We start from the raw sequence: 22,498 nt of genomic DNA, 5'->3' as shown, positions 1-22,498 counted from the left end.
TAGAATTTAGGAAATGTCAGGGTATATGAACGAGCAAGAGAAGTCAGGTTATGAAAACCCTGCTTCTCTCCTTTTCACTCTATTTTTAAGCAAAATTCAATTCTTCACAGCCGAACCCAATGGTCTGTTATTTTTCCCAGTTCGCTTCTGAATATCATCACCCAGATCTTCACGCGCAGCCTCGGCAATTTTTTCCAACTCAGCTACAATTTCCGGATTCTGGTCATATACATTATAGCGCTCACCCGGATCACGTGCAAGGTTGTACAGCGCAAGCGGAATTTCATGATTTTCAGGAGCAGGTCCCGGCTGACCGTTCTTACCAGGTAATGAGCCTTCATAAGTACGGCCAGGATGTGCGAAAACTAATTTCCAGTCATGTTTGCGTACAGCTTCCAGACTGTTTTTACGATAATAATAAAGCAAATTTTCACGCGGAGTTTTCGTATCGTCACCTTTCAGTAAGTCAACAAATTCAATTCCGTCGATTTTCTCTTTTGGCAATTTTGAGCCGGTCAGTTTTGCAAGCGTTGGCAGAATATCGATGTTCGACAATAATTTGTTCGAAACTCTTCCGGCAGGCACCACCCCTGGCCAGCGGATAATTGCCGGAACGCGCTGTCCGCCTTCATAGGACGTTCCTTTTCCTTCACGGAAACCACCAGCCGAACCTGCGTGATCGCCGTAATTTAACCAGGGTCCATTGTCACTCGTAAAGATTACGATGGTATTATCATCCAGCCCCTGCGTTTTCAGTTCTTTCATGATTTGTCCCACAGACCAGTCCAGTTCCGAAATTACATCGCCAAAAATCCCTCTTTCGCTTTTGCCTTTGAAGTTAGCAGAAGCGGCCAACGGAACATGCGGCATCGGCTCAGGAACATACAGAAAGAAAGGTTTTTTCTTATTTTTCTTGATAAAAGAAACTGCGCGTTCCGTTACACTTGGCGTGATGAAACTTGCATCGTCCAGGTTTTTAATTTCTTTCACCTGCTTGTTTCCTTCGATCCAGAAAAGCGGCGGATACTGCGCTTTTTCCTGCCATGGGTGCAGCGGCCACATATCGTGAGAATATGGAACGCCGTAATATTCATCAAAACCCTGCTGTAAGGGCAGAAAAATGGAATCACTTCCCAAATGCCATTTACCAAAAATACCGGTTGCGTAACCATTTGCTTTCAAAACTTCTGCAATCGTTTCTTCTTTCGGATTAAGTCCTACTCTTTCTTTTGGCCCAAATGCTCCGAAAACACCTACGCGATTTGGATAACAGCCTGTCAACAGCGCAGCACGGGAGGCACTGCATACGGCCTGTGCGGCCATAAAATTTGTAAACCGAGTTCCTTCGGCTGCCAGTTTATCAATATTCGGGGTTTTGTAACCCAAGGCACCGGTAACTGACAAATCGCCATAACCCATATCGTCTATAAAAAACAAGACAATATTCGGTGTTTTGGACGCTGGCTTCGGCGCCATAGCCACCATAAAAATTGCTAGACCTAAAACGAAACATGACAAAAGAGCGACTCTTATTTTTTTAACTATCAGCATATTACCAACCTGTATTTTGTGTTAACGATGGATTCAAATCTCTTTCTTTTTGTGGAATTGGCCACAGGTAATGACGAGCTGCGTCAAAAACTTTATTGACGGCAACAACCTGAATAGTTACCAAAGCACCCGTAGCATCTTTATATGTGATACCGTAAACAGGCCCTGGCATTACTTTCTCCGCGGTTTTCCAACGACGGATGTCAAATAAATGCTGGCCTTCGAAAGCGAGCTCAACAGTTCTCTCCCGACGAACGATCTCGCGTAAATCAGTTTGTGAAGTTGCTGTTACAGAAGGCTGCTTAACGTCACTTCTACCATTTCTAACCATGTTAATCGCACTTAATACAGACGCATCTATTTGTCCCAATTCAATTTTTGCTTCTGCATAAGTGAGCAACACTTCCGCGTAACGCAACAAAATGAAGTTAATCCCGCTGTTTGTCGGATCGGCAAAATCTTCGTTAAGGATATACTTTTTAATATTAAATCCTGTCGTCGAAGCAATGTAAGTACTCCCGACCGCATCCGCAGTTCCGCTCGTAGGCTGTGGTTTAAAAGCGATCCCGCTTGGCAGAATATCGCCATCAAGAAAAACCGAATATTTCAGACGTGAATCTCTGTTCAGATAGGGTGTTGCGGGACTATAACCGCTGCCTGCGTCTGTAATTTTCTTCCCATCTGAAGTTTCGTAAAGGTCTACCAACGCTTTGGTCGGCACATAACTGCTTTGACTGTTCTTTTGGCTATACGGTCCCAACAGATAAAAAACATTGATTCGATAATTGTCTTTGATAAATTGTCTGTCAAGCAAAACTTCCCTATTGTTTTCAGCAGCATAACTGAACAATTTTTCATACGAATCATATAGTCCGTAAACGCCCGATTTAATTACCTTATCCGCTGCGTCCGCTGCCTTTTGATAACGACCTGCAAACAAATTTGCTCTGGCTGCCAATCCTAACGCAGCTCCCTGCGTTACCCTTCCTTTTTCTGAAGCAGGATAAGTTGTCGGTAAAAGTGCCGCTGCATCAGTAAGTTCTTTATCAATAAAATCCCATATCTGAGAAACCGGGGTACGCGTCAAAGTTCGTCCTTCTTCGATTGTTATCGACGTCGTGACTAATGGAACATCGCCAAAAAATCCTGCTAGTTTTATGTACTGATAGGCACGTAAAGTTTTCGCTTCTCCTTTCAACTGGTTTATCAGAGCCGTATTGGTGGATGTAACTTTATCAACATTTTCAAGAAAATAACTGGCCGCACGGATACCGCGGTAAGCTCTTCTCCATTCATTGTAAAGTTTGGAACTGGTCGCGTCATACGCACCTAATTCAATATAAGCCTGGACATCAAAGTTCTGGTTCGTATGGGCGATCTCCGTCAGTGCATCCCAGGTCACAATGTTAGTGCTATCCAGATCCAGATACAATGCGTTGACAGCCAGTTTCGCATCATTTTCGGTTTTCCAGAAAACATCGACAGAAAGACGATCGTTTGGAACAGTTTCTAAAAGATCATTGTCGCACGAAACCAATGCGCCCGCAGAAATTGCCAGAACAAACAGAATCAGGGTTTTTATTTTATATTTTTTCATAATTATTCAGACTTAGAATATTTTTTACGATCAGAATTGAAGGTTTAAACCAGCCGTATATAACGCTGTTTGCGGGTAGTAAACCGCACGTCCGGACGGTGCCTCCGGATCCAGATTCCATTCGTTCAGCTTTGAAATCGTAAATAAATTAGTTGCAGAAACATAAACACGAACTCTGTTCAAATGGATTTTCTGTGCTAATGGTGTTGGCACATTGTAAGCCAGCTGCACATTTTTCAATCGCAAATAAGAGCCATTCAGGACCAGTCTGTCGGAAGTAGCCACGTTGCGCAGGTCATATTTAACCGGGCGTGGGAAACGTGCGTTCGGGTTTTCCGGAGTCCAGTAATTATTGGTGTAAATCTCATGCGTAAAACCTTCCTGATTTCCCATTTCGGCCAAAGCACCTGCCAGGCGTGAATCCACTTTTGCGGCGCCCTGGAAAAGGATATTCAGGTCGAAGTTCATGTAAGAAAAGTCTGCATTCACTCCGAAAGTATACTTTGGAAATGAGTTTCCGATATTCGTCATATCATTCGCGTCGATTTTTCCATCGCCGTTTAAATCGACATATTTAACATCACCCGGTTTTGTATTCGCCGCATAGGTCGCCTTGTAATCAACAATTTCCTGCTGTGTCTGGAACAAACCGTCAGTTTTATACCCCCAGAGCGTATTAATCGGCAAACCTTTTTTAATAATATAACGAGGGTCAATATCAGAACCTGCGATGTATGGACCTGTACCTTTCAGATCCGTGACTAAATTTTGGTTGATACTCAAATTTCCACCGAAATTGTAGCGGAAACCACCAGCTGACGGAGTGCCTCTATAATTCAGACTGAATTCCCAACCCTTATTCTCCACAGAACCTGCATTTTGCGGCGGAGCAGTTAACCCGATCGTAGAAGGAATGTCCAGATTCAGCAATATGTCGTCTGTTTGTTTACGATAATAATCAATGGTAAGATTCAATCTTTTGCGAAGAAACGATGCGTCCAAGCCTAAATCCAGCTGCGTTGTAGATTCCCATCCAAGATTCGTATTAGCCAAAGTATTCTGACGATATCCCTGAACCGGAACTCCGCCGAAACTGTATCCGGCAGCTGTCAAGGCTGCATAATAACTATAAAGATCTACCGACTGATTTCCGGTAACACCCCATGATCCTCTGAATTTCAGATCATTGACCGTGCTCTCCAGTCCCTGCCAGAATTTCTCTTTTGAAATACGCCATCCCGCAGAAAATGATGGAAAGAAGCTGTATTGTTTTGAACCTGTAAATTTCGAAGATCCGTCATATCGGCCATTCACTTCGAGTAAGTATTTTCCGTCGTAATCATAATTTACACGACCAAAAAATGATCTAAGACCATACTCAGCGTCTCTGCCGGAATTGTTTTTTGTAGCATCATTTGCCCCCTGACCGATCGACCCGATATCATTGCTGTAAAAACGCTCACGATAAGCCATTAGAAATGTTTGCGTATTTCCAATCTGAGAATAGCCTGCCAATGCTTTCAAATTATGATTACCAAAACCTTTCTCATAGGTCAGCAAATTATTGATTGTGTATTCACGCAGGTTATTCCTGTTTTCATACAGGGAATTGATCGCGACCGTTTTAGTTATGTTGGTGTTTTTATCCGTATTAACGTACGAATTTGTATAGTTTTTTTGCTGCGTAAAAAGCCCTCGACCGGCGATTTGTGTAGAGAAAGTCAGCCCTTCCGCAATTTCAAATTCTCCTTTTACGTAACCTGCCAGATAATCCGTTTTCTGTAAAGATTGTCCGCCAATTTCCAAAAACATCAGAGGATTATTTCCCTGGGTACTTAAACCATATGTTCCGTCAGCGTATTTGGGAACTGCCCACAAAGATCCGTGAAAGAAATTATTTAGCGGCTGGGTTACTGTTCCTGTAATCGGATCCGTATTGGTCGTTGGATTTTCTGTAACGTTATATCGATAATTAATATCTGCGCTAACACGGATTCGTTTAGAAACCTCGTAATCAGAATTCAGCCTGAACTCGCCGATTTTATTTCCAAAACCCTGAATGACACCATCCTGATCCTGGTAGCGTATACTTAGCCGTGTACGTAAAACATCATTCCCCCCAGCGATCGATAAACTGTGATTTTGCTGTGGGGCAGTGCGTAATAAAGTTTCAAACCATGTATTCGGCAGAGGATATTTTTCCCGGTCCGTTGCATTGACATAGGCCTGAATAGATTCTTCCGTAAAGCGCGCCGGAACCGCGGCTCCGGCGTTGGTAAAGGCTGCAACCTGTTCACGCATATAAGCTTCCAAACCCATCATTTTGGGAACATTATTTGATTTTTGAAGTGCATAATATCCATGATAATCCACCTGAATTTTGCTTCCTTTTGCTCTTTTTGTTGTAATCAAAACAACACCGTTTGTAGCGCGGGAACCATAAATCGCAGTTGAGGCTGCATCTTTTAAAACTGAGACCGATTCAATATCGTCAGGATTGATATCACTTAATTGCTGCTCTATACCATCAACAATAATTAATGCATCATTTTTTCCAAGATCGTAACCGCTTGTACTATTGCTGTTAATATTAAAAGTTGTTATGCCGCGAACCCGAATCGTTGCATTTGATTTCCCCGGCGAACCTCCCAGATCATTTACCGCCACACCGGGCATAAGTCCCTGAAACGACTGCTGAATATTGGAAACCGGCCGACGCGCAACGTCTTCGCCTGAAATAGTAGACACTGCATTGGTCAGACTATTTCTTTTCTGCGTTCCGTAACCGACTACAACAACCTCATCAAGCACACTCTGATCCGGAGCCAGTTTGACTGAGATATTATCGCTGTTCCCAATCACAACTTCCTGCGCTTTATATCCTACAAAAGAAAAAACCAGCGTTCCATTTTCCGGAGCATTAAGCTGGAAATCGCCGTTGATATCGGTTGAAGTTCCAACTTTGCTGCTTTTTACAAGAACATTAACGCCTGGCAAAGCTTCTCCTTTTTCATCCGTCACCTTACCTTTTATCAGAATATCCTTCGCATCAGCTGCCGGAATATTCACAACGTTAGCCTGTTTCGCCGGAACAGCCTTAACGACTTCTGACTTGATCAGTACGTAATTTCCTTCAACTTCATAGTCAAGATGGTTTGGCTTCAGAATACTGGTCAGGATCGATTTGACTGTTTGATTTTTGGCATTAACAGAAACTTTATTCGTCTTCTTCAAGACTTCGGCGGAATACATAAACTTCACTTTTGTCTGTGAAGACAATTGATCGAGCGTTTCCGCAAGCGATTTGTTCTGAACAGCAAAGGATGTTTTCTGTTCGAGAAGTTTTTGTGCCTGAGCCACATCCGAAAAAGCAACTGCGCTTGCAATCGTCATTATCAGCATAAAAACAGCGGATATCCTCATCGCAAAAAGATAAGATCGTTTGGTAAACGATATTGATTTCATACTTTTAAAAATTAAATTAAGTGTTCATGATGCGTGAAAAAGTGTTGGTTTCCGAGGCCTGACAATTTCACTGTTACCTTATCCATTTGATTTTGCTCCCTGTTTAGGCAGGGAGTTTTTTTAGTTATGGGGGATTCTGTTTTTTCATAGCAGATTAAATTGAAGTACAGCCAGCACCCGTGATATGATATGTGTCATCAATTTTTTTAAGTTTTGCGTCCATCAGCCTGGTCAACGCTTTGAGTGTTAAATCAACAGGCTCGTTACCAATTTGTGCATAAACGTTGCAGTTTTCCATCTTGGCATCGAGCTGGATATTAATGGCAAATTTTCTTTCGAGTACACGCGCAACTTCTCTCATGGAGTTATTTCTAAAATTCAGAATTCCATTTTGCCAGGCAATTTCGTCCGTGCTATCGCATTCACCCTTTTCCAGTTTGCCTGTTGCAACCGTATAGCTGGCTTTTTGCTGTGGCGTCAATAATACGGATTGTCCTTTTTCATTGGAATCTACTGAGACTTTACCAGTGACGACGGAAACTTCCATACGTGTGTCTTCCCTGTATGACCGGACATTGAAACTTGTCCCCAAAACCTGTATATGAAGTTGGTCTGTACGAACCACAAAAGGCTGATCAGATCGCTTGGTTACCTCAAAAAAACCTTCTCCTTCTAAGCGAACTTCACGACGTGTTCCGCGAAATTTATTCGGGTACCTCAATTTACTTCCGGCATTAAGCGTAACCTGAGTGCCATCCGCCAAAGTGATTTTCGATAATTTCCCGGAGGGGACCTGTAATTCCGTGTACTCAACCGGAGAAACTAAATTGAGGATGGAATCCCATTGTGTGTACGAAAGCCAGCCAATACCAAGCGCGAGCACGATCGACGCCGCCATAAGCAGAGTTCTGAACTGTACTTGCCGAATGATTTTCTTTTCCCGGTCTTTTTGAATTCTGGATGTGATTTTTTGAAAAATCTCACTTTCTAATTTTTCCTTACTATTTTCAGAAAGTTCGGGCGCAGATTCTTTGTCAAATGAATCGTCGTACGCTTTGAGGAGTTCATTTTCCTCTTGCGTTGTCTGATTATTCAAGAACTTATTTATCAGGTCAGTAAGTAACTGTTTATCCACTTAACTATTAGTCTATATACTAACTAGTCAAGCTAAAACAGAAAAGTCCTACGTGGCTTTGAAAAAAGTTTTATTTTTTCAAATGCGTGTTTTAAAAATGCAAAATTATAAATGCTGGATCGTTGGCAAGATTTGAGGATTAATTATTACGGTGCGCTGCACCTTTGGGAAAATGATTTATTCTGTTATTGCTACAAGTAGCTCGGTGCTACGCACCTTCTGCAAAAAACGAAAAGGTGCGTAGCACTGGAAATATTTGTAGAGCCAGAAGTATCTCGATAAATCAAAAAAGGTGCAGAGCACGGAAATAACCTATGGAACTTGATTATTGAAATAAAAAACCGACCAATATAAAAATTGTTAACAAAGCCTCCTTAATCGTATCAACCGCCTTGATTAACTGGTTTTGAACTGTTTTTTGCGTGATCTGCAATTTATCTGCGATGGCCTGGGTTGTTAATCCTTCTTCGTAACGGAGATCAAAAACCTCTCTTCTTTTAACAGGCATTTTATTTAATACAGACCCGAATTTTTCCTGTAATTCTGAATAAATAACATTTTGATCCGCCGACGCGAACGAGGCTTCGAACGAAGATAAATATTTGAAGTATGTGTCATTCACCTGCTGTTTTGAGATCAGGTTATAAACCTGATACCTTGCAGCTGTTTGCAGATAAGCTTTGAGGTTATCAATTGCCAAGGTTTCCCGCTGATCCCAAAGTTTTACAAAAATGTCCTGGACAACATCTTTGGCTTGATCTTCGTCACCCAAACGCTTATAGGCAGTATCATGAAGTAACTTCCAATATGTTTTATAAATTTCAGCAAAAGCACATTCATCACTTTGAGACAAAGCGTAAAGTAAGTGTTGCTCGTGTTGAATAGTATCTGCCAACTTATTTAGATTGTTTAGGTGGCAAATTTAATAATCTATTAATTATATAGGTTATATAAATTAATAAAATTTTATTCCAGTTGATACACCCTGAAATTGTCGATAAAATGCCTTGACTTTGTCGAGCGGAATCCGAAATAACCTTTTGTCAATGGAGCCGCATCTTTGTAAAAGAAAAATTTCTCCCCATCTACCCAAAATTCTGAAACTCCATTTTTGACTATAATTTTGATCCTGTATGTATGATTCGGCATTAATAAATGCTCTTTATCAAGATACTCCTGAATTAAAATGCGCTCGCCATTTCCCGGATATTTTCTAAATCTGGTCGTTGTATTTGCGTTTCCACCCATTCCAACGTAATACAAAGCCAGCGAATCATATGCTTCCAGGACGCCGTTTCGTGTAAACAAATTCCGGTTTTCAGGGTCATTGGCCATCCAAAACTGGTTCAAATCTGATAGTCTGTCATTTTTCCCACCAGCAACTATAACCGTCCAGTCATAATTGATTTCAACATTTCCAGCTAGAGGTCTATTCAGCCATACCGTGACTCCTCCCTGTGTATCCAGAATCAGTTTTCCCTGATCGACCGTTACGGTAGAATTAGGTTGCGGTGCAATTTCAGGTATCCAGGTTTTGGAAGTCAAAGTTTTTTCAAAGTTGTCAGAATAAATCAGTTTCCTTTTTTCCGATTGCCCGAAAGAGAAAACTACGGTAAATAATGAAATGACAACACAGATGAATATTGATTTAGTAATATTTTTCAACATAATTGGAAATGACATTTTCGTTGTTAAATTTTATCTGCCGTACAAAAGATGCAGATATTGTTTTTGCAAAGATGAAAAATAAGCCCGCGACGTAATAATTAAGATAATCAAAGATGCAACAAGCGTTGGATGTGGATAAGAATAGATGTTACCAGGATATATTCCGAGAAACCCCGCCTTCTGATTTTGCGTATGCAATATAATCCGTGGCTAATTAACATGGCGGTGATCATCGGAGCGGTCAAACCTAAGGGTGGGTAAAATCGTAGCCAATGTAAAAATCTAAAAATGGTTCTCAATTTCTTTCTGACAAATCATTTGTTATCATTCCCCGGATCCAATGACCAATATCTTTTTTTGTTATTTACAAAAGCCTGGCTACATTCGATATTATCTACTATTCCAATGCATTGCTTTTGCTGGATCTGGAAAATTCAGGTATTCAGATCAGCTATTAATTTAAACTAAATGGAAAAAAATTCGACGTATTTTGGTGTAAAGGAAATTGCCCGCAGAGCTAACGTTTCAATTGCGACAGTCGACCGGGTGATTCATAACCGCACCGGCGTTTCGGAAAAAACGAAAAAGAAGATCAATGAGATCATAAAAGAACTGGATTATCAGCCGAATATTCTGGCAAGTCGCCTGGCTTCAAAAAATATTATTATTCTGGCTGTACTTATTCCGCGTGTTTCCGAAGAAACGGATTTTTGGGAGGTGCCTTTACGCGGAATTCAGCGGGCCGATGCCGAAATAAAGCAGTATGGAATTCAGACGATCCCATATTTCTTTGATCTTAGCGATAAAGACTCGTTTGTGACGCAAGCCAGGTTGATCCTGGAAAGAGGTGTACACGGCGTTATGCTCTCACCTTCTTTCATCGAGCAAGCCAGGAATTTTACGGAAGAATGTCAAAAGCTTAAAATTCCGTACGTTTTTATCGATTCCAATATTCCTGAACAGCGCAGCCTTTCCTATATCGGTCCGCATTTGTTAAAAAGCGGGTACGTAGGTGCAAAATTACTGACTTACCGCATGAAAAGTAACAAAAAGGTCCTGGTCGTTAATATTTCAAAAGAAATCGAAAATTACAATTATCTGCAAATTGAGGAAGGTTTCAGATCTTATTTCAACGATAACCAAATGGGTAATGAAATTGTCAGGATCGACATTAAGGAAACTGATTATCTGTCTGTTGCCAAACATATGACTTCTGTTCTCCATGACCACACAGATATTGAAGCAATTTTTGTGACCAATTCCAGGGTTTTCACCGTTGCGACCTTTCTAAAAAATAAAAACAAAAACAATATATCCCTGATCGGCTACGACTTTATCAAAGAAAATATCCAGTATTTGAATGAAGGCATTATCGATTTTCTGATTTGCCACAAGCCGGAAGAACAGGCCTATCGCGCAGTTATGGCTTTGTATCAGACACTGGTGATGGGTGGCTCTGTTGATAATATCCAGTATATGCCTATCGATATTATCACTAAAGAAAATTACGAGTTTTATCAAAACTGAATTTCCGATAAAATAGTTGGTTTTACGTCTTATCGCATTACAACGATAGCCTATCATACATTTTGACAGAATTTATGATATATTTTTCAAAAAATGCTGGTATTAAAAATATGTTTGTATATTTACGGGTACGTACCCGAAATTAGTTTTTCGGAGCTATTCCTAAACCTATATCTTTATATTGATGGATTCTTATAAAAGAAGATCTTTCATTAAAACCGCTGTCTTTACTGGTATCGGCCTGCAACTCGTTGATAATCTCTCCGCTTTTGCCAGTTCAGCAGAGGGAAAACGAGTCGGGATTATCGGGCTGGACACATCGCACAGTGTAGCTTTTGCCAAGGCATTGAATGCTTCCTCGCCTGATCCCTTATATGATGGCTACAAGGTTGTAGCCGCTTATCCGCAGGGAAGCAAGGACATTGAGTCAAGTGTAAAAAGAATTGCAGGTTACACAGAAGAGGTAAAAAAACTTGGCGTTGAAATTACCTCTTCTGTTAAAGACCTGTTGTCAAAAGTCGACGTCGTTTTACTTGAAACAAATGACGGCCGGCTCCACTTGGAACAAGCGCTGGAAGTTTTCAAGGCGGGAAAAAGAATGTTTATCGACAAACCCGTCGCTGGAACTTTGTCGGATACGATCGCCATTTACGAGGCTTCCAAAAGATACAAAATCCCGGTTTTCTCGGCGTCTTCCCTTCGTTATATCAAGGGAATTGAAGGAATTGATAAAGCAAAAGTCCTTGGCGCAGATACGTATAGCCCGGCTACACTTGAAAAAACACACCCTGATTTTTTCTGGTACGGAATCCATGGCGTCGAGACATTGTACACCGTTATGGGCACCGGTTGCAAAAGTGTAAGCCGTGTAAGTACGCCGGATACAGATATCGTTGTCGGCGTTTGGGCAGATGGAAGAACCGGAACTTTCCGGGGGACCAGAACAGGAAAACACGATTACGGCGGAACGGTTTTTACGCAGGATGGAAACAAGATTTTAGGCCCATATGCTGGCTATGAGCCTCTTTTAATTGATATTATTAAATATTTCAAAACGGGAGAAGTCCCAGTGACACCAGACGAAACAATAGAGATTTTTGCTTTTATGGAGGCTGCTGATGAAAGTAAACGCCAGGGAGGAAAAAGTGTAACATTGGAAAGTGTGATGACCAAAGCGAAAAAAAAGTGAACAGGTAGAATTTGTGTGACACATAACAGACTGACGATGCCTAATTATCGTTTTTTTCAAATTTCACTTAAACGTATAACAGTTAAGGTTGGAAAATTACAAGCTGCTTTTTCAAACTTACCGGCTTGTTAATCAAAAAATCTGGCTTAAACAACAGAAAAACAAACCTTTACGACCCGATTTCCTGGCATCGAAGTATAAGTAAGTATCCTTCGATCATTACTTTTCTATATCTCTGGCAGATATTAAATAATTCTGCTCCTATTTGAAAATTTAAACACCTGACCGCATGGAAGATAAAAATGACATAAACAGCAGCGCTCTCTCGGCATCATCGAATTCTGGATCAGTTGATACCAGACGGGAATTTATAAAAAAGACGTTGGCAGGAACGGCCTTACTTTCTTTTGGCGGCATATTACCGGGTTTCAGTCCGAAAAGTTATGCGAAAATCGTAGGTGCAAATGAGAAAGTTCGGGTTGCGATGATGGGTGTAAACAGCCGCGGATTTGCGTTGGCAAGTAATTATGCCTTACAGCCCAACTGCGAAGTAGTTTCTGTGTCTGATACAGATTCAAGAGCGGCGGCGAAATGTATTGCAAAGGTCGAGGAACTTTCCGGTTCTAAACCAAAAAGCCAACCTGATTTCAGGAAAGCGCTGGAAGATAAAAATGTGGATGCACTTGTTGTCGCTGCTCCTGACCACTGGCATGCACCAGCTGCAATTTTGGCTTCGAAAGCTGGAAAACACGTTTATCTGGAGAAGCCCTGCAGTCATAATCCTAATGAAGGAGAACTTTTGGTTGCTGCCGCAAAAAAATATAAAAATGTGATCCAAATGGGCAATCAGCGCCGCTCTTGGCCGAATGTGGCGGCGGGAGTGAAGGAAGTTATCGACGGATCAATCGGGCGCCCTTATTTTGCAAAGGGCTGGTATACGAACAATCGAGCTTCAATAGGAATTGGAAAAGAAGTAGCCGTTCCGTCGTGGCTGGATTATGAATTATGGCAGGGCCCTGCGCCGAGAACCGCTTATAAGGATAATCTTGTTCATTATAACTGGCACTGGCTTTGGAACTGGGGAACGGGCGAGGCATTGAATAACGGGACACACATGGTTGATTTGATGCGTTGGGGATTAGGTGTTGAATACCCGACCCACGTCACTTCATCCGGCGGCAGATACCGTTACAAGGATGACTGGCAAACACCTGATACGCAGGTTATCAGCTGGGATTTCGGCAACGACAAAGGCATGACATGGGAAGGCCGAAGCTGTAATGGAAGAACCATCGAAGGTGCAAGTGTCGGTGTTGTTTTTTACGGAGAGACAGGATCCATTCAGATTGAACCGGGAAATTCCTACAAAGTTTATGACCTGGAAAACAAACTTGTAAAAGATGTCAAAAACGATTACAAGATTGATGCAAGAAATAAAATGGACCCATCTCAGGCGCTGGATGCCATCCATATTCAGAATTTTTTCGACGGAATAAAAAAGGGCGTCACTGTCAACGCCGAAATTGTAGGCGGCCATCAAAGTACGCTTCTTTGTCAGCTTGGCAATATCGCCGTCCGCTCTGGCGGTTCACTGGAAATCGATCCTAAAAACGGGCATATCAAAAATAACAAGGAAGCTGAAAAGTTGTGGAAACGGGAATATGCCAAAGGATGGGAACCAACCGTTTGATTTAGTTAAAAATTGATATAAATGAGTGCTCAATCCACCGCTATCCAGGTTAACCAGTTGAATAAAAGCGAAACGATGATCTCAATTCTGATCATTGGCTTGATGTTTTTTATCTTCGGATTCGTTTCCTGGGTCAATTCGATTCTTATACCTTATTTTAAGATAGCCTGTGAGCTTACCAGTTTTCAGGCCTACCTGGTTGCGTTTGCATTTTACATTGCCTACTTCGTGATGTCTGTTCCTTCCTCTTTTCTGCTGAAAGCGGTTGGATTTAAAAAAGGTATGATGATTGGTTTCTGGTGTATGGCAGCAGGAGCATTTATTTTTGTCCCTGCGGCCATGTCCCGGACTTACGAAATATTCCTGCTCGGACTGTTTACGATCGGGATTGGTTTGGCGATTTTACAAACTGCGGCTAATCCCTATATCACCATTCTCGGCGCCAAAGAACGAGCGGCGCAACGCATAAGTATTATGGGGATTTGTAACAAAGCTGCCGGAATTTTATCACCAATTGTTTTTGCAGCGGTGATACTCCGACCGACGGATACCGATTTATTCGCGCAACTGGGATCGATGACCGATGTGCAAAGAAGCGCAGCACTCGATGAATTAATACGCCGCGTGATTAATCCTTATATCGGCTTGGGAAGTTTTCTTTTTGTTCTCGGTTTTCTCGTTTACAAATCTCCCCTGCCTGAAATCGATACCGAACATGAGAGCGAAGAAATAGCAAGTGCAAATGCTGGTAAAACAAGTATTTTTCAATTTCCTCACTTGATTTTGGGAGCTCTTGCGATTTTCCTTCACGTGGGAACGCAGGTGATTGCCATTGATACGATCATCAGTTATGCCAATTCGATGGGAATTAATTTGTTAGAAGCCAAGGTCTTTCCTTCTTATACCTTATTCTGCACGATTTGTGGTTATTTAATTGGGATATCGCTGATTCCTAAAATTATCAGCCAGGTTAATGCTTTGAGAATTTGTACACTTTTAGGGACATTATTTACGCTGCTGATTATTTTCACCCGCGGCCAAATCAATTTCCTTGGTCACTCAACAGATATTTCGATTTGGTTTGTAGTGCTTTTAGGATTTGCCAATTCATTGGTTTGGGCGGGTATATGGCCACTGGCACTTGATAACCTTGGACGATTTACAAAACTTGGTGCGTCTATCATGATCATGGGCTTATGCGGAAACGCGATCATGCCGTTATTTTATGGATACATCGCAGACTTGTACGACGTAAGAACCGCCTACTGGGTACTTCTCCCTTGTTATCTATATCTGGTTTTTTATGCTGTCAGAGGACATAAAATCCGGGAATGGATGGTTTAGCGATAGGTATAAATCAAGTAACCTATTATCAAATCAGAAAAACGCTGACCAAAACTCCGATTTTAGATTCCGAAAAGACGACAATATTACAGGAAACAGCAGTCTTACACGGATCAAAACCTTGAAAGGTTGACAGAACTCAGATGACGACATACTGAAAATACTGTCTGATTAAATAAAAACAGAATGAGTTTAACTAAAATATTTAACGGAAAAATACTGACGCCTCACCGTGTTATCAGCGGCGGTTGTCTTATCCTCGAGGAAGGTAAAATTCTGGAAGTAAGTGAAAAAAATATTGAAGTTTCAAATGCTTTAGAGATTGATGCTTCGGGAAAATATATAGCACCAGGCTTTATAGATCTCCATATTCATGGTGGCGGAGGCTTTGATTTTATGGACGGTACCGAAGAAGCCTTTCTCACGATTGCAGAAACGCATGTGAAATATGGAACAACCGCAATGGTACCGACCACATTGACCAGTGAAAAAAAAGATTTATTAAAAACACTGGACCTATATGAAACAGCGAATAAAAGCAATAAAAAGGGAGCTCAGTTTTTAGGAATGCACCTCGAAGGGCCTTACTTCGCAATGAACCAGCGCGGCGCTCAGGATCCACGTTACATCCGCGATCCGGATCCGGAAGAATATCAGGAAGTGCTTGCACATTCCTCATCCATAACCCGGTGGAGTGCTGCACCTGAATTAAAAGGCGCCATCGAATTTGCGAAATATCTAAAATCGAAAGGAGTTTTAGCAGCCTTAGCACATACTGACGCAATCTACGAAGAGGTTTTAGAAGGCTTTGAAAATGGTTATACTCTTGCGACTCACCTCTATTCCGGGATGTCGGGAGTCACGCGCAGGAACGCGTTCAGATATGCTGGTGTGATTGAAAGTGCTTTTATTATTGATGCAATGGATGTGGAAATTATTGCAGATGGCATTCACCTGCCAGCCCCATTACTGAAATTAATCATGAAAATAAAAGGCCCTGACCGCATTGCTCTGATAACTGATGCCATGCGCGCGGCCGGAATGCCTGAGGGTGACAGTGTTCTCGGGCCTTTAAAAACAGGCTTAAAAGTTATCGTGGAAGACGGTGTGGCCAAGTTGCCAGATCGTTCGTCATTTGCCGGAAGTGTTGCTACCGCCGATCGACTGGTTCGAAATATGATGCAGTTGGCCGATGTTTCGCTATTGGACGCCGTCAAAATGATTACGCTGACGCCTGCCAGAATCATGAATGTCCATAACCAGAAGGGATCGCTTGTTGCCGGAAAAGATGCCGACATCGTGATTTTCAATGAAAATATCCAGATTGAAAAAACAATAATTGGCGGTCGTGTTGTTCACGACGCATTAAACGTAAAGTAAAATGAGTTTTAACACGGAATTCCGCTGCTCTCTATTAACAAAAACACGGCGTAACTCTGCACAGAACTACTTTGACTCCGCGTTTAAAAACCTAACCAATATCATAAAATGAAAGCCGGTAATCTAGAAGTAAAAATATACGAGACCCGACAGGAAATGGGTACTGTTGCGGCCCGAACTGTCGCAGCTAAAATCAGAGAATTGTTAAAAACAAAGGAATTTATCAATATCATTTTTGCTTCAGCACCTTCACAAAACGAGTTTCTCGCCGTTTTATCGCAAGAAGAAAATATTGCCTGGGAGAGAGTTAACGCTTTTCACATGGATGAATATGTCGGGCTTGCGGGTGATGCGCCGCAGAACTTTGGCTATTTTCTTAAAACACGGCTGTTTGATAAGATCCCGCTGCATTCTGTCCATTATCTGAATGGCAATGCAGTTGATATTGAAGCCGAATGTGACCGTTACGCAAAATTACTGACTGATTTCCCAACAGATATTGTATGCCTGGGAATCGGCGAAAATTGTCATCTCGCTTTTAACGATCCTCATGTGGCTTTTTTTGATGACGAGCTTATTGTGAAACAGGTGAGTCTGGATGATGCATGCAGACAACAGCAGGTTAACGATGCATGTTTTAATTCCTTTAACGAAGTTCCTGCTAACGCGCTGACCATCACGATTCCTGCTTTGTTGAAAGCCAAGTATGCTTATGCGATTGTACCCGGGCAAAAGAAAGCCGAGGCGGTCCAGCATACTATTGAAGATGAAATCAGTGAAGAATATCCATCCACGATTCTTCGAAACCATCCCGATGCAATTTTATATATTGACAAAGATAGTGCGGGGAGATTGACAGAAATTTCGTCTTATAAGTAAAAGCCGGGTTTCTTTTTATTGACCCGAACAGATAAGATTAATCATTTTCAACTTTCCACTGTCAATTAATATTACATGAAGGGAAAACTTTTGACAATCGCTTTAACCGGTATCATTGCATTGAATCAGGGATGTACTACCAAAAAAGAAGAAAAATCTGATCAAAAAGAGGAAAAACCGTTAAGTCTGATCGTTGTTGAACCTGGCCACTTTCATGCGGCTTTGGTACAAAAATCAATGTATGCCGATGTAAATCCCCTCGTGCATGTGTACGCTTCCGAAGGCCCGGATGTCAAAGCATATCTCGACAAAGTAGAAAAATACAATACGCGCGCTGAAGACCCGACTAAGTGGGAAGAGAAAGTATATACGGGTCCGGATTTCCTGGAAAAAATGCTGTCCGAGAAGAAAGGAAATGTTGTTGTTCTGGCTGGAAACAATCAGAAAAAAACCGATTTCATTAAGAAGTCAGTTGACGCGAGTCTGAATGTTCTGGCAGACAAACCAATGGCAATCGATGCTGCAGGGTTTGATTTATTAAAAGAAGCATTTACAAGCGCTGAGAAAAACAAAGTTTTGCTTTACGATATTATGACCGAGCGTTATGAAATCACTAATACTTTGCAGCGGGAATTAGCCGAACTTCCGGATATTTTTGGAGACCTGCAAAAAGGAACCCCCTCAGATCCGGCAGTTGCAAAGGAAAGTGTTCACCACTTTTTTAAATATATTTCAGGCGAAGCACTTGTTCGCCCAACCTGGTTTTTCGATGTCAACCAGCAAGGTGAAGGAATGGTGGACGTAACTACACATTTGGTAGATTTGGTACAATGGAGCTGCTTTCCGAACGTGACGCTCGATTATCAGAAAGATATAAAATTACTCTCAACAAAGCGTTCTGCAACTCAGATGACACCTTCGCAATTCAAGCTGGTCACAAAAAGCGACACCTATCCTGAGTTCCTGAAAAAAGATGTCAAGGACAGCATTTTGAATGTATATTCAAATGGGGAGATTAATTACACATTGAAAGGCGTTCATGCCAAAGTTTCGGTAATATGGAATTTCCAGGCGCCGGAAGGAACTGGTGATACACATTATTCGATCATGAAAGGCTCGAAAGCAAACCTTATCGTTCGTCAGGGAAAAGATCAAAAATATAAGCCAGTACTTTATATTGAACAAGTTTCGAAAGATAAGGGATATGAAGAAGCCCTTACGAAAAGCTTTAAAACTGTTCAGGACAAATTTCCCGGCATCGAGTTAAAGAAAAATACGAAAGGCTGGGAAATCACCATTCCTGCGAAATACGATACAGGTCATGAATCGCACTTCGCACAGGTTGCAAACAAGTATATGGAATATCTGAAAGCAGGAAAGTTGCCTGAGTGGGAAGTCCCTAATATGATCTCAAAATATTACACAACCACGCAAGCTTTGAAACAAGCGAAAGCTGGTAAATAAAATTTAATAACTTGTGAGGAAAGCGGTACGGAATCCAATTCCGTATCGCTTTTTCCTTAACGAGGCTCAGAAATCCTGAATTTCAATGGATTAGCTTTATCTATCTGTCTCCGTTTTGATTCAAAATGAATTCATCTATGGAAATTACCGGTATCGATCCGTTAGAATTTAACGGAACATACAGTTACGCCGGCAATGAAAATTATCGGATTAAAACCGTTCACCGAAACAGAGGTTTTAAGATCAGATGTTATTAATGGTATTAAGGTTCTGGTCAAAGAAATTTTTGATATCTAATACAACGGATATACTAAAAAAAATGCCCGCGTCAGAGATTCTGTGCGGGCATTTTTTTTCAAACAAACGATGCCTATCAGACTTTGCCCATCACAAACATATCTTCCATGGTTGGGCTTGGGCTTCCTCCTGTCTTTTCCAAAGTAATAGCAAATGCCACTGCGCCAGGGTTAGCTTGTTTCATTTTCAACACTTTGTTAGAAAATTCCTGATCAAGAACGCCCATGTCAACCGGTTTTCCGTCAACAATCGTCCAGAGCTGATACTGTTTTCCCGCCGGAGCTGCCGGTAAGTTCTGAACGTCAAGTAATACGTCATTAGTCTTCACATCCCAAATGGCAGCCACAACACTTTCCGGCGATTTTTCCAGGCCTGCCATTCTTACCACCTTATGATTTGGATTTCTGTAAAGGCTTGCCAAAGCCTCCTTATACTGCGCCTCTTTTTTCATGGCATCCATATCGGATTTCAACATATCCATGTCAGCAGCGTATTGTTCATTTTGCTTTTTAACACCCGACATTTGCAGTGCAGACCAGCCGAATAAAATGGCAAACAAAATGGACGCTGCCACAGCAAACTTAGCCCAGGAAGGATAAATGACCGTCGCACCACCGTTGGCAGTGGTCATATCCGCGTAAACTTCCTGCGCCGATACCGGTTGTGTTTCCGCTATCAAGTCATTTTCAACAGGTAATTTTTTTATATTATCATCAGCCTGCACCAATGTTGGTTCAGCGCTGGTTAATTCAGCAGATTCAGGTTCTTCTGTGACCTCATCGAAATTCATCTGAGCAAAAAGCGTTTCTTTTAAAGAAGCCGGTGGTGGTGTCTGATGTTTCAGTGCATATTGCTCCAAAGCGCTCTCGGTGCGCATCAACTCCTCTTTTATCTCGGGATAAATATGAGACATACACTCCACTTCCTGCTTCTCCTGAGAAGAAACGGTGCCCAATACATATTCCTCTAATATACCGGACTCTATGTAGGCTTGGATATTCATACTGAAAAGTATTGTTTTAACTCTTGTAATGCTGTTCGGATTCTCGATTTCACCGTTCCCAGCGGGATCTTTAATTCTTCGGAAATTTCTTCATGAGTATAGCCCTGGAAATAAGCCATATCAATAAGAATCTTCCGCTCGGGCCGAAGCATATTAACGATTGATTTTATCTCGGAACTTGCGGTACTCAACTCTTCACTGGTGTCACGTTCATTTAACGCGGCCCGATCGTCGATATCGTCCATGACCGGTTTTCTGCCCTCAACACGAGCGGCATCAATCGCACCATTACGGGCAATATTTAAGATCCATGTAAACAGTCTTCCCTTTTCCGGATTATAAGACGCAATGTTTTTCCAGATTTTCAAGAAAGATTCCTGAAGAACATCAGCAGCCCGCTCCTCATCACGCAATGTTTTGCATATTATATTAAATAATGCCCCAGAGTAGTGATCGTAGAGGAATTCAAATGCAGCCCTCTCATTCCGTTTGAGAGCAACCACAAGTTCTTCTTCCGAATATTTTACTTTGCTAGTCGCCAAGAGTCGCTTAACATTTAATTTAACATTTCTTATTGGCAAGCTAATAAAATTTTCCAAGATCTGGTCTACTGGTAAGTATATAATTACCTGCCTTTGAACATAATCAGAAATCGTTAGTAATCCGGGCGGTGAGGCCCCAATCGTCAAACTTAGTGAATTGATCATCGTAGTGTGCTTTTTATTATATACGTGAAAAGCAGATTCTTAGATCAATTCAGATTTGCAAGATCAAAGAGAATATGAAAAACTTTGCCGGAGTAAGTACGAATATTAATATTAGTTGTAAACAAATGATTTTTTTGCATTTCCAAGATCAGAAATCAACGGCAACTTTAACTATTATTAACAGGATTTACCACAAGTTTTCCGGCCTTGCTACTTCCGGAGCGCTTCAACACGCCAATGTGTAAGGAAAAGAAAAAAAATCATCAGACTGAAAAGATAAATTACATTTCGTGAATCTACCAATCCTTTGCCCAGTGCACGGTATTGTTCATCGAGTGCAGTCCATGAAAAAATGTCAGCCGCAAATCCGCTCCCAAGCAAGGCCGATATTGATCCAAACCCAACATACCAAATGAATGCAAGAAAAACTCCGAGAATGAAAGCTACAATTTGATTTTCATTCAGTGAGGACGACCAGATTCCCATAGATACCAAAACACCGCTGAACAGGAAAAGGCCAATATAGGAACCAAAAACCGCAGCAGAATCGATATTTCCGCTGGGATTTCCCAGTTGATAGACACTGATGTAATACAGTATTGTCGGCAGAATGGTAAGCAGTACCAAGATCCAGTTTGCGAAAAACTTGCCCAGGATCAACTCCCAGTTTTTTATTGGTTTGGTCAACAACAGTTCCAAAGTTCCCGTCCGGCTTTCTTCTGCCAGGGAACGCATCGTTATGGCGGGAATCAGAAAGAGAAGTACATAGGGAGCAAGGCTAAAAAAAGCATTCAGATCGGCATACCCGTAATCCAGAACATTGGAATCAGGAAATACCCAGACGATTAACCCAACAGCAATCAAAAAGACTGCCATAACCATGTAGGCAACGAGCGAATTAAAAAAACTACCTATCTCTTTCTGAAAAATTGCAAACACTTTTTTTAATAAAAAATGGAGAACTGAAAATCATGAATTGTTACAAATCACAACGGATTCAATACTGTTTATATTTCAAAATAAATTTGTTGCCGTAATAATCAGAAAGCATTAATCAAAAACCGGTTTTTCACGGCGAAGGATCGCAGCTATGATTAATGAAAAAATAAAGCCGATAAAAAGAAACCCGAAAACACCGGCCGCAAACATTATTCCCGGAGAACTGAATTTCTCCGACAACTCCATGTAATGGTCGATCTGTGAATCGTCGAGCCCCTGCGCTTCCATATCTGCTCTCGCTTTGTCCAGTATCTGCGTTCTGATCGTGGTATCAATAAAACGGATATAAAACATCGAAAACATCGATGAAAAGAATCCTAAAATAGCCGAAACAAGACTTCCCAAACCTAATCCCTCTCCATACCCCATGAACCCTTTGTTCGTCTCCCGGAATTCTTTCATCGCCAGAAAGATGCCAATGATCATAATCAGATACGACACCATGGCCAGCCATTTATTCTGCGACTGCCCGGATACGTTCGTTATCGTTGTGTAAATGATAATCGCGACGGATGTCAGAATTCCATATTTCAGAGCTGTGCGTGCGGTGGATGCTTGTTCTTCCATAATGATTCGTGTGTAATTTTAGAGCATGAAGAGGTT

At 41.5% G+C, this 22,498-nt stretch carries 17 protein-coding genes; 7 read left to right on the top strand and 10 right to left on the bottom strand.

Annotation, left to right across the window (positions count from 1 at the left end; genetic code table 11):
• Positions 1 to 96: 96 nt before the first annotated feature.
• From BMY70_RS28395 to BMY70_RS28370, 6 genes are all read right to left on the bottom strand, one after another.
• Positions 97 to 1,485 carry a sulfatase family protein gene (locus BMY70_RS28395; protein WP_229209814.1) on the bottom strand — a complete coding sequence of 463 codons (1,389 nt, stop codon included), beginning with the start codon at positions 1,483 to 1,485 and terminating at the stop codon, positions 97 to 99.
• A gap of 67 nt (positions 1,486 to 1,552) precedes the next feature.
• The gene (locus tag BMY70_RS28390; RefSeq protein ID WP_090341420.1) at positions 1,553 to 3,148 is read right to left on the bottom strand and encodes a RagB/SusD family nutrient uptake outer membrane protein; all 1,596 of its coding nucleotides are present in this window, start codon (positions 3,146 to 3,148) and stop codon (positions 1,553 to 1,555) included.
• Between the two features lie 30 nt (positions 3,149 to 3,178).
• Complete coding sequence (locus tag BMY70_RS28385) at positions 3,179 to 6,613, bottom strand: TonB-dependent receptor (RefSeq protein WP_229209812.1); 3,435 nt, start codon at positions 6,611 to 6,613, stop codon at positions 3,179 to 3,181.
• 154 nt (positions 6,614 to 6,767) lie between these two features.
• Entirely contained in the window at positions 6,768 to 7,709 is a 942-nt protein-coding gene (locus BMY70_RS28380; RefSeq protein WP_177197149.1) for a FecR family protein, read from the bottom strand.
• 364 nt (positions 7,710 to 8,073) lie between these two features.
• Positions 8,074 to 8,643 carry an RNA polymerase sigma factor gene (locus BMY70_RS28375; protein ID WP_177197148.1) on the bottom strand — a complete coding sequence of 190 codons (570 nt, stop codon included), beginning with the start codon at positions 8,641 to 8,643 and terminating at the stop codon, positions 8,074 to 8,076.
• Positions 8,644 to 8,714: 71 nt separating this feature from the next.
• Complete coding sequence (locus tag BMY70_RS28370) at positions 8,715 to 9,431, bottom strand: DUF6250 domain-containing protein (protein WP_090341412.1); 717 nt, start codon at positions 9,429 to 9,431, stop codon at positions 8,715 to 8,717.
• 453 nt (positions 9,432 to 9,884) lie between these two features.
• On the opposite strand from BMY70_RS28370, the gene BMY70_RS28365 reads away from it, so the two are divergent.
• The 7 genes from BMY70_RS28365 to BMY70_RS28335 all read left to right on the top strand — a co-directional run bounded on the left by BMY70_RS28365 (position 9,885) and on the right by BMY70_RS28335 (position 18,889).
• Positions 9,885 to 10,943 (top strand): LacI family DNA-binding transcriptional regulator, encoded by a 1,059-nt coding sequence (locus BMY70_RS28365; protein ID WP_090341410.1) that lies wholly within the window; start codon positions 9,885 to 9,887, stop codon positions 10,941 to 10,943.
• Between the two features lie 184 nt (positions 10,944 to 11,127).
• Positions 11,128 to 12,132 carry a Gfo/Idh/MocA family protein gene (locus BMY70_RS28360; protein WP_090341408.1) on the top strand — a complete coding sequence of 335 codons (1,005 nt, stop codon included), beginning with the start codon at positions 11,128 to 11,130 and terminating at the stop codon, positions 12,130 to 12,132.
• A 289-nt stretch (positions 12,133 to 12,421) separates the two neighbouring features.
• Positions 12,422 to 13,822 carry a Gfo/Idh/MocA family protein gene (locus BMY70_RS28355; RefSeq protein ID WP_090341406.1) on the top strand — a complete coding sequence of 467 codons (1,401 nt, stop codon included), beginning with the start codon at positions 12,422 to 12,424 and terminating at the stop codon, positions 13,820 to 13,822.
• A 21-nt stretch (positions 13,823 to 13,843) separates the two neighbouring features.
• Positions 13,844 to 15,166: a sugar MFS transporter gene (locus BMY70_RS28350; RefSeq protein WP_090341404.1), complete on the top strand. Its 1,323-nt coding sequence runs from the start codon at positions 13,844 to 13,846 to the stop codon at positions 15,164 to 15,166.
• 186 nt (positions 15,167 to 15,352) lie between these two features.
• Complete coding sequence (gene nagA, locus BMY70_RS28345) at positions 15,353 to 16,546, top strand: N-acetylglucosamine-6-phosphate deacetylase (RefSeq protein ID WP_090341403.1); 1,194 nt, start codon at positions 15,353 to 15,355, stop codon at positions 16,544 to 16,546.
• 108 nt (positions 16,547 to 16,654) lie between these two features.
• Complete coding sequence (locus BMY70_RS28340; RefSeq protein ID WP_090341401.1) at positions 16,655 to 17,425, top strand: glucosamine-6-phosphate deaminase; 771 nt, start codon at positions 16,655 to 16,657, stop codon at positions 17,423 to 17,425.
• Between the two features lie 75 nt (positions 17,426 to 17,500).
• A complete protein-coding gene (locus tag BMY70_RS28335) occupies positions 17,501 to 18,889 on the top strand; it encodes a putative oxidoreductase C-terminal domain-containing protein (RefSeq protein WP_090341399.1) in 1,389 nt (462 codons plus the stop codon).
• Between the two features lie 373 nt (positions 18,890 to 19,262).
• On the opposite strand, the gene BMY70_RS28330 is transcribed toward BMY70_RS28335, so the two are convergent.
• The 4 genes from BMY70_RS28330 to BMY70_RS28315 all read right to left on the bottom strand — a co-directional run bounded on the left by BMY70_RS28330 (position 19,263) and on the right by BMY70_RS28315 (position 22,462).
• A complete protein-coding gene (locus BMY70_RS28330; RefSeq protein WP_090341397.1) occupies positions 19,263 to 20,189 on the bottom strand; it encodes an anti-sigma factor in 927 nt (308 codons plus the stop codon).
• On the bottom strand, positions 20,186 to 20,731 hold the full coding sequence (locus BMY70_RS28325; protein WP_229209811.1) for an RNA polymerase sigma factor: 546 nt from the start codon (positions 20,729 to 20,731) through the stop codon (positions 20,186 to 20,188). Before BMY70_RS28325 ends, BMY70_RS28330 begins: the two co-directional genes overlap by 4 nt.
• A gap of 375 nt (positions 20,732 to 21,106) precedes the next feature.
• Positions 21,107 to 21,835, bottom strand: a complete 729-nt coding sequence (gldF, locus tag BMY70_RS28320; protein WP_090341395.1) for a gliding motility-associated ABC transporter permease subunit GldF — start codon at positions 21,833 to 21,835, stop codon at positions 21,107 to 21,109.
• Positions 21,836 to 21,946: 111 nt separating this feature from the next.
• On the bottom strand, positions 21,947 to 22,462 hold the full coding sequence (locus BMY70_RS28315; protein WP_090341393.1) for a DUF4199 domain-containing protein: 516 nt from the start codon (positions 22,460 to 22,462) through the stop codon (positions 21,947 to 21,949).
• Between the last annotated feature and the right edge of the window lie 36 nt (positions 22,463 to 22,498).

Source organism: Dyadobacter koreensis (assembly GCF_900108855.1).
GTDB lineage: Bacteria > Bacteroidota > Bacteroidia > Cytophagales > Spirosomataceae > Dyadobacter > Dyadobacter koreensis.
This window is presented reverse-complemented; position numbering and strand designations above follow the sequence as displayed.

Coding starts and splice junctions, on each gene's coding strand:
- BMY70_RS28330 (WP_090341397.1), bottom strand. CDS start 20,189: ATGAATATCCAAGCCTACATAGAGTCCGGTATATTAGAGGAATATGTA.
- BMY70_RS28365 (WP_090341410.1), top strand. CDS start 9,885: ATGGAAAAAAATTCGACGTATTTTGGTGTAAAGGAAATTGCCCGCAGA.
- BMY70_RS28370 (WP_090341412.1), bottom strand. CDS start 9,431: ATGTCATTTCCAATTATGTTGAAAAATATTACTAAATCAATATTCATC.
- BMY70_RS28395 (WP_229209814.1), bottom strand. CDS start 1,485: ATGGTGGCTATGGCGCCGAAGCCAGCGTCCAAAACACCGAATATTGTC.
- nagA (WP_090341403.1), top strand. CDS start 15,353: ATGAGTTTAACTAAAATATTTAACGGAAAAATACTGACGCCTCACCGT.
- BMY70_RS28340 (WP_090341401.1), top strand. CDS start 16,655: ATGAAAGCCGGTAATCTAGAAGTAAAAATATACGAGACCCGACAGGAA.
- BMY70_RS28335 (WP_090341399.1), top strand. CDS start 17,501: ATGAAGGGAAAACTTTTGACAATCGCTTTAACCGGTATCATTGCATTG.
- BMY70_RS28315 (WP_090341393.1), bottom strand. CDS start 22,462: ATGGAAGAACAAGCATCCACCGCACGCACAGCTCTGAAATATGGAATT.
- BMY70_RS28355 (WP_090341406.1), top strand. CDS start 12,422: ATGGAAGATAAAAATGACATAAACAGCAGCGCTCTCTCGGCATCATCG.
- BMY70_RS28350 (WP_090341404.1), top strand. CDS start 13,844: ATGAGTGCTCAATCCACCGCTATCCAGGTTAACCAGTTGAATAAAAGC.
- BMY70_RS28390 (WP_090341420.1), bottom strand. CDS start 3,148: ATGAAAAAATATAAAATAAAAACCCTGATTCTGTTTGTTCTGGCAATT.
- BMY70_RS28385 (WP_229209812.1), bottom strand. CDS start 6,613: ATGAAATCAATATCGTTTACCAAACGATCTTATCTTTTTGCGATGAGG.
- BMY70_RS28360 (WP_090341408.1), top strand. CDS start 11,128: ATGGATTCTTATAAAAGAAGATCTTTCATTAAAACCGCTGTCTTTACT.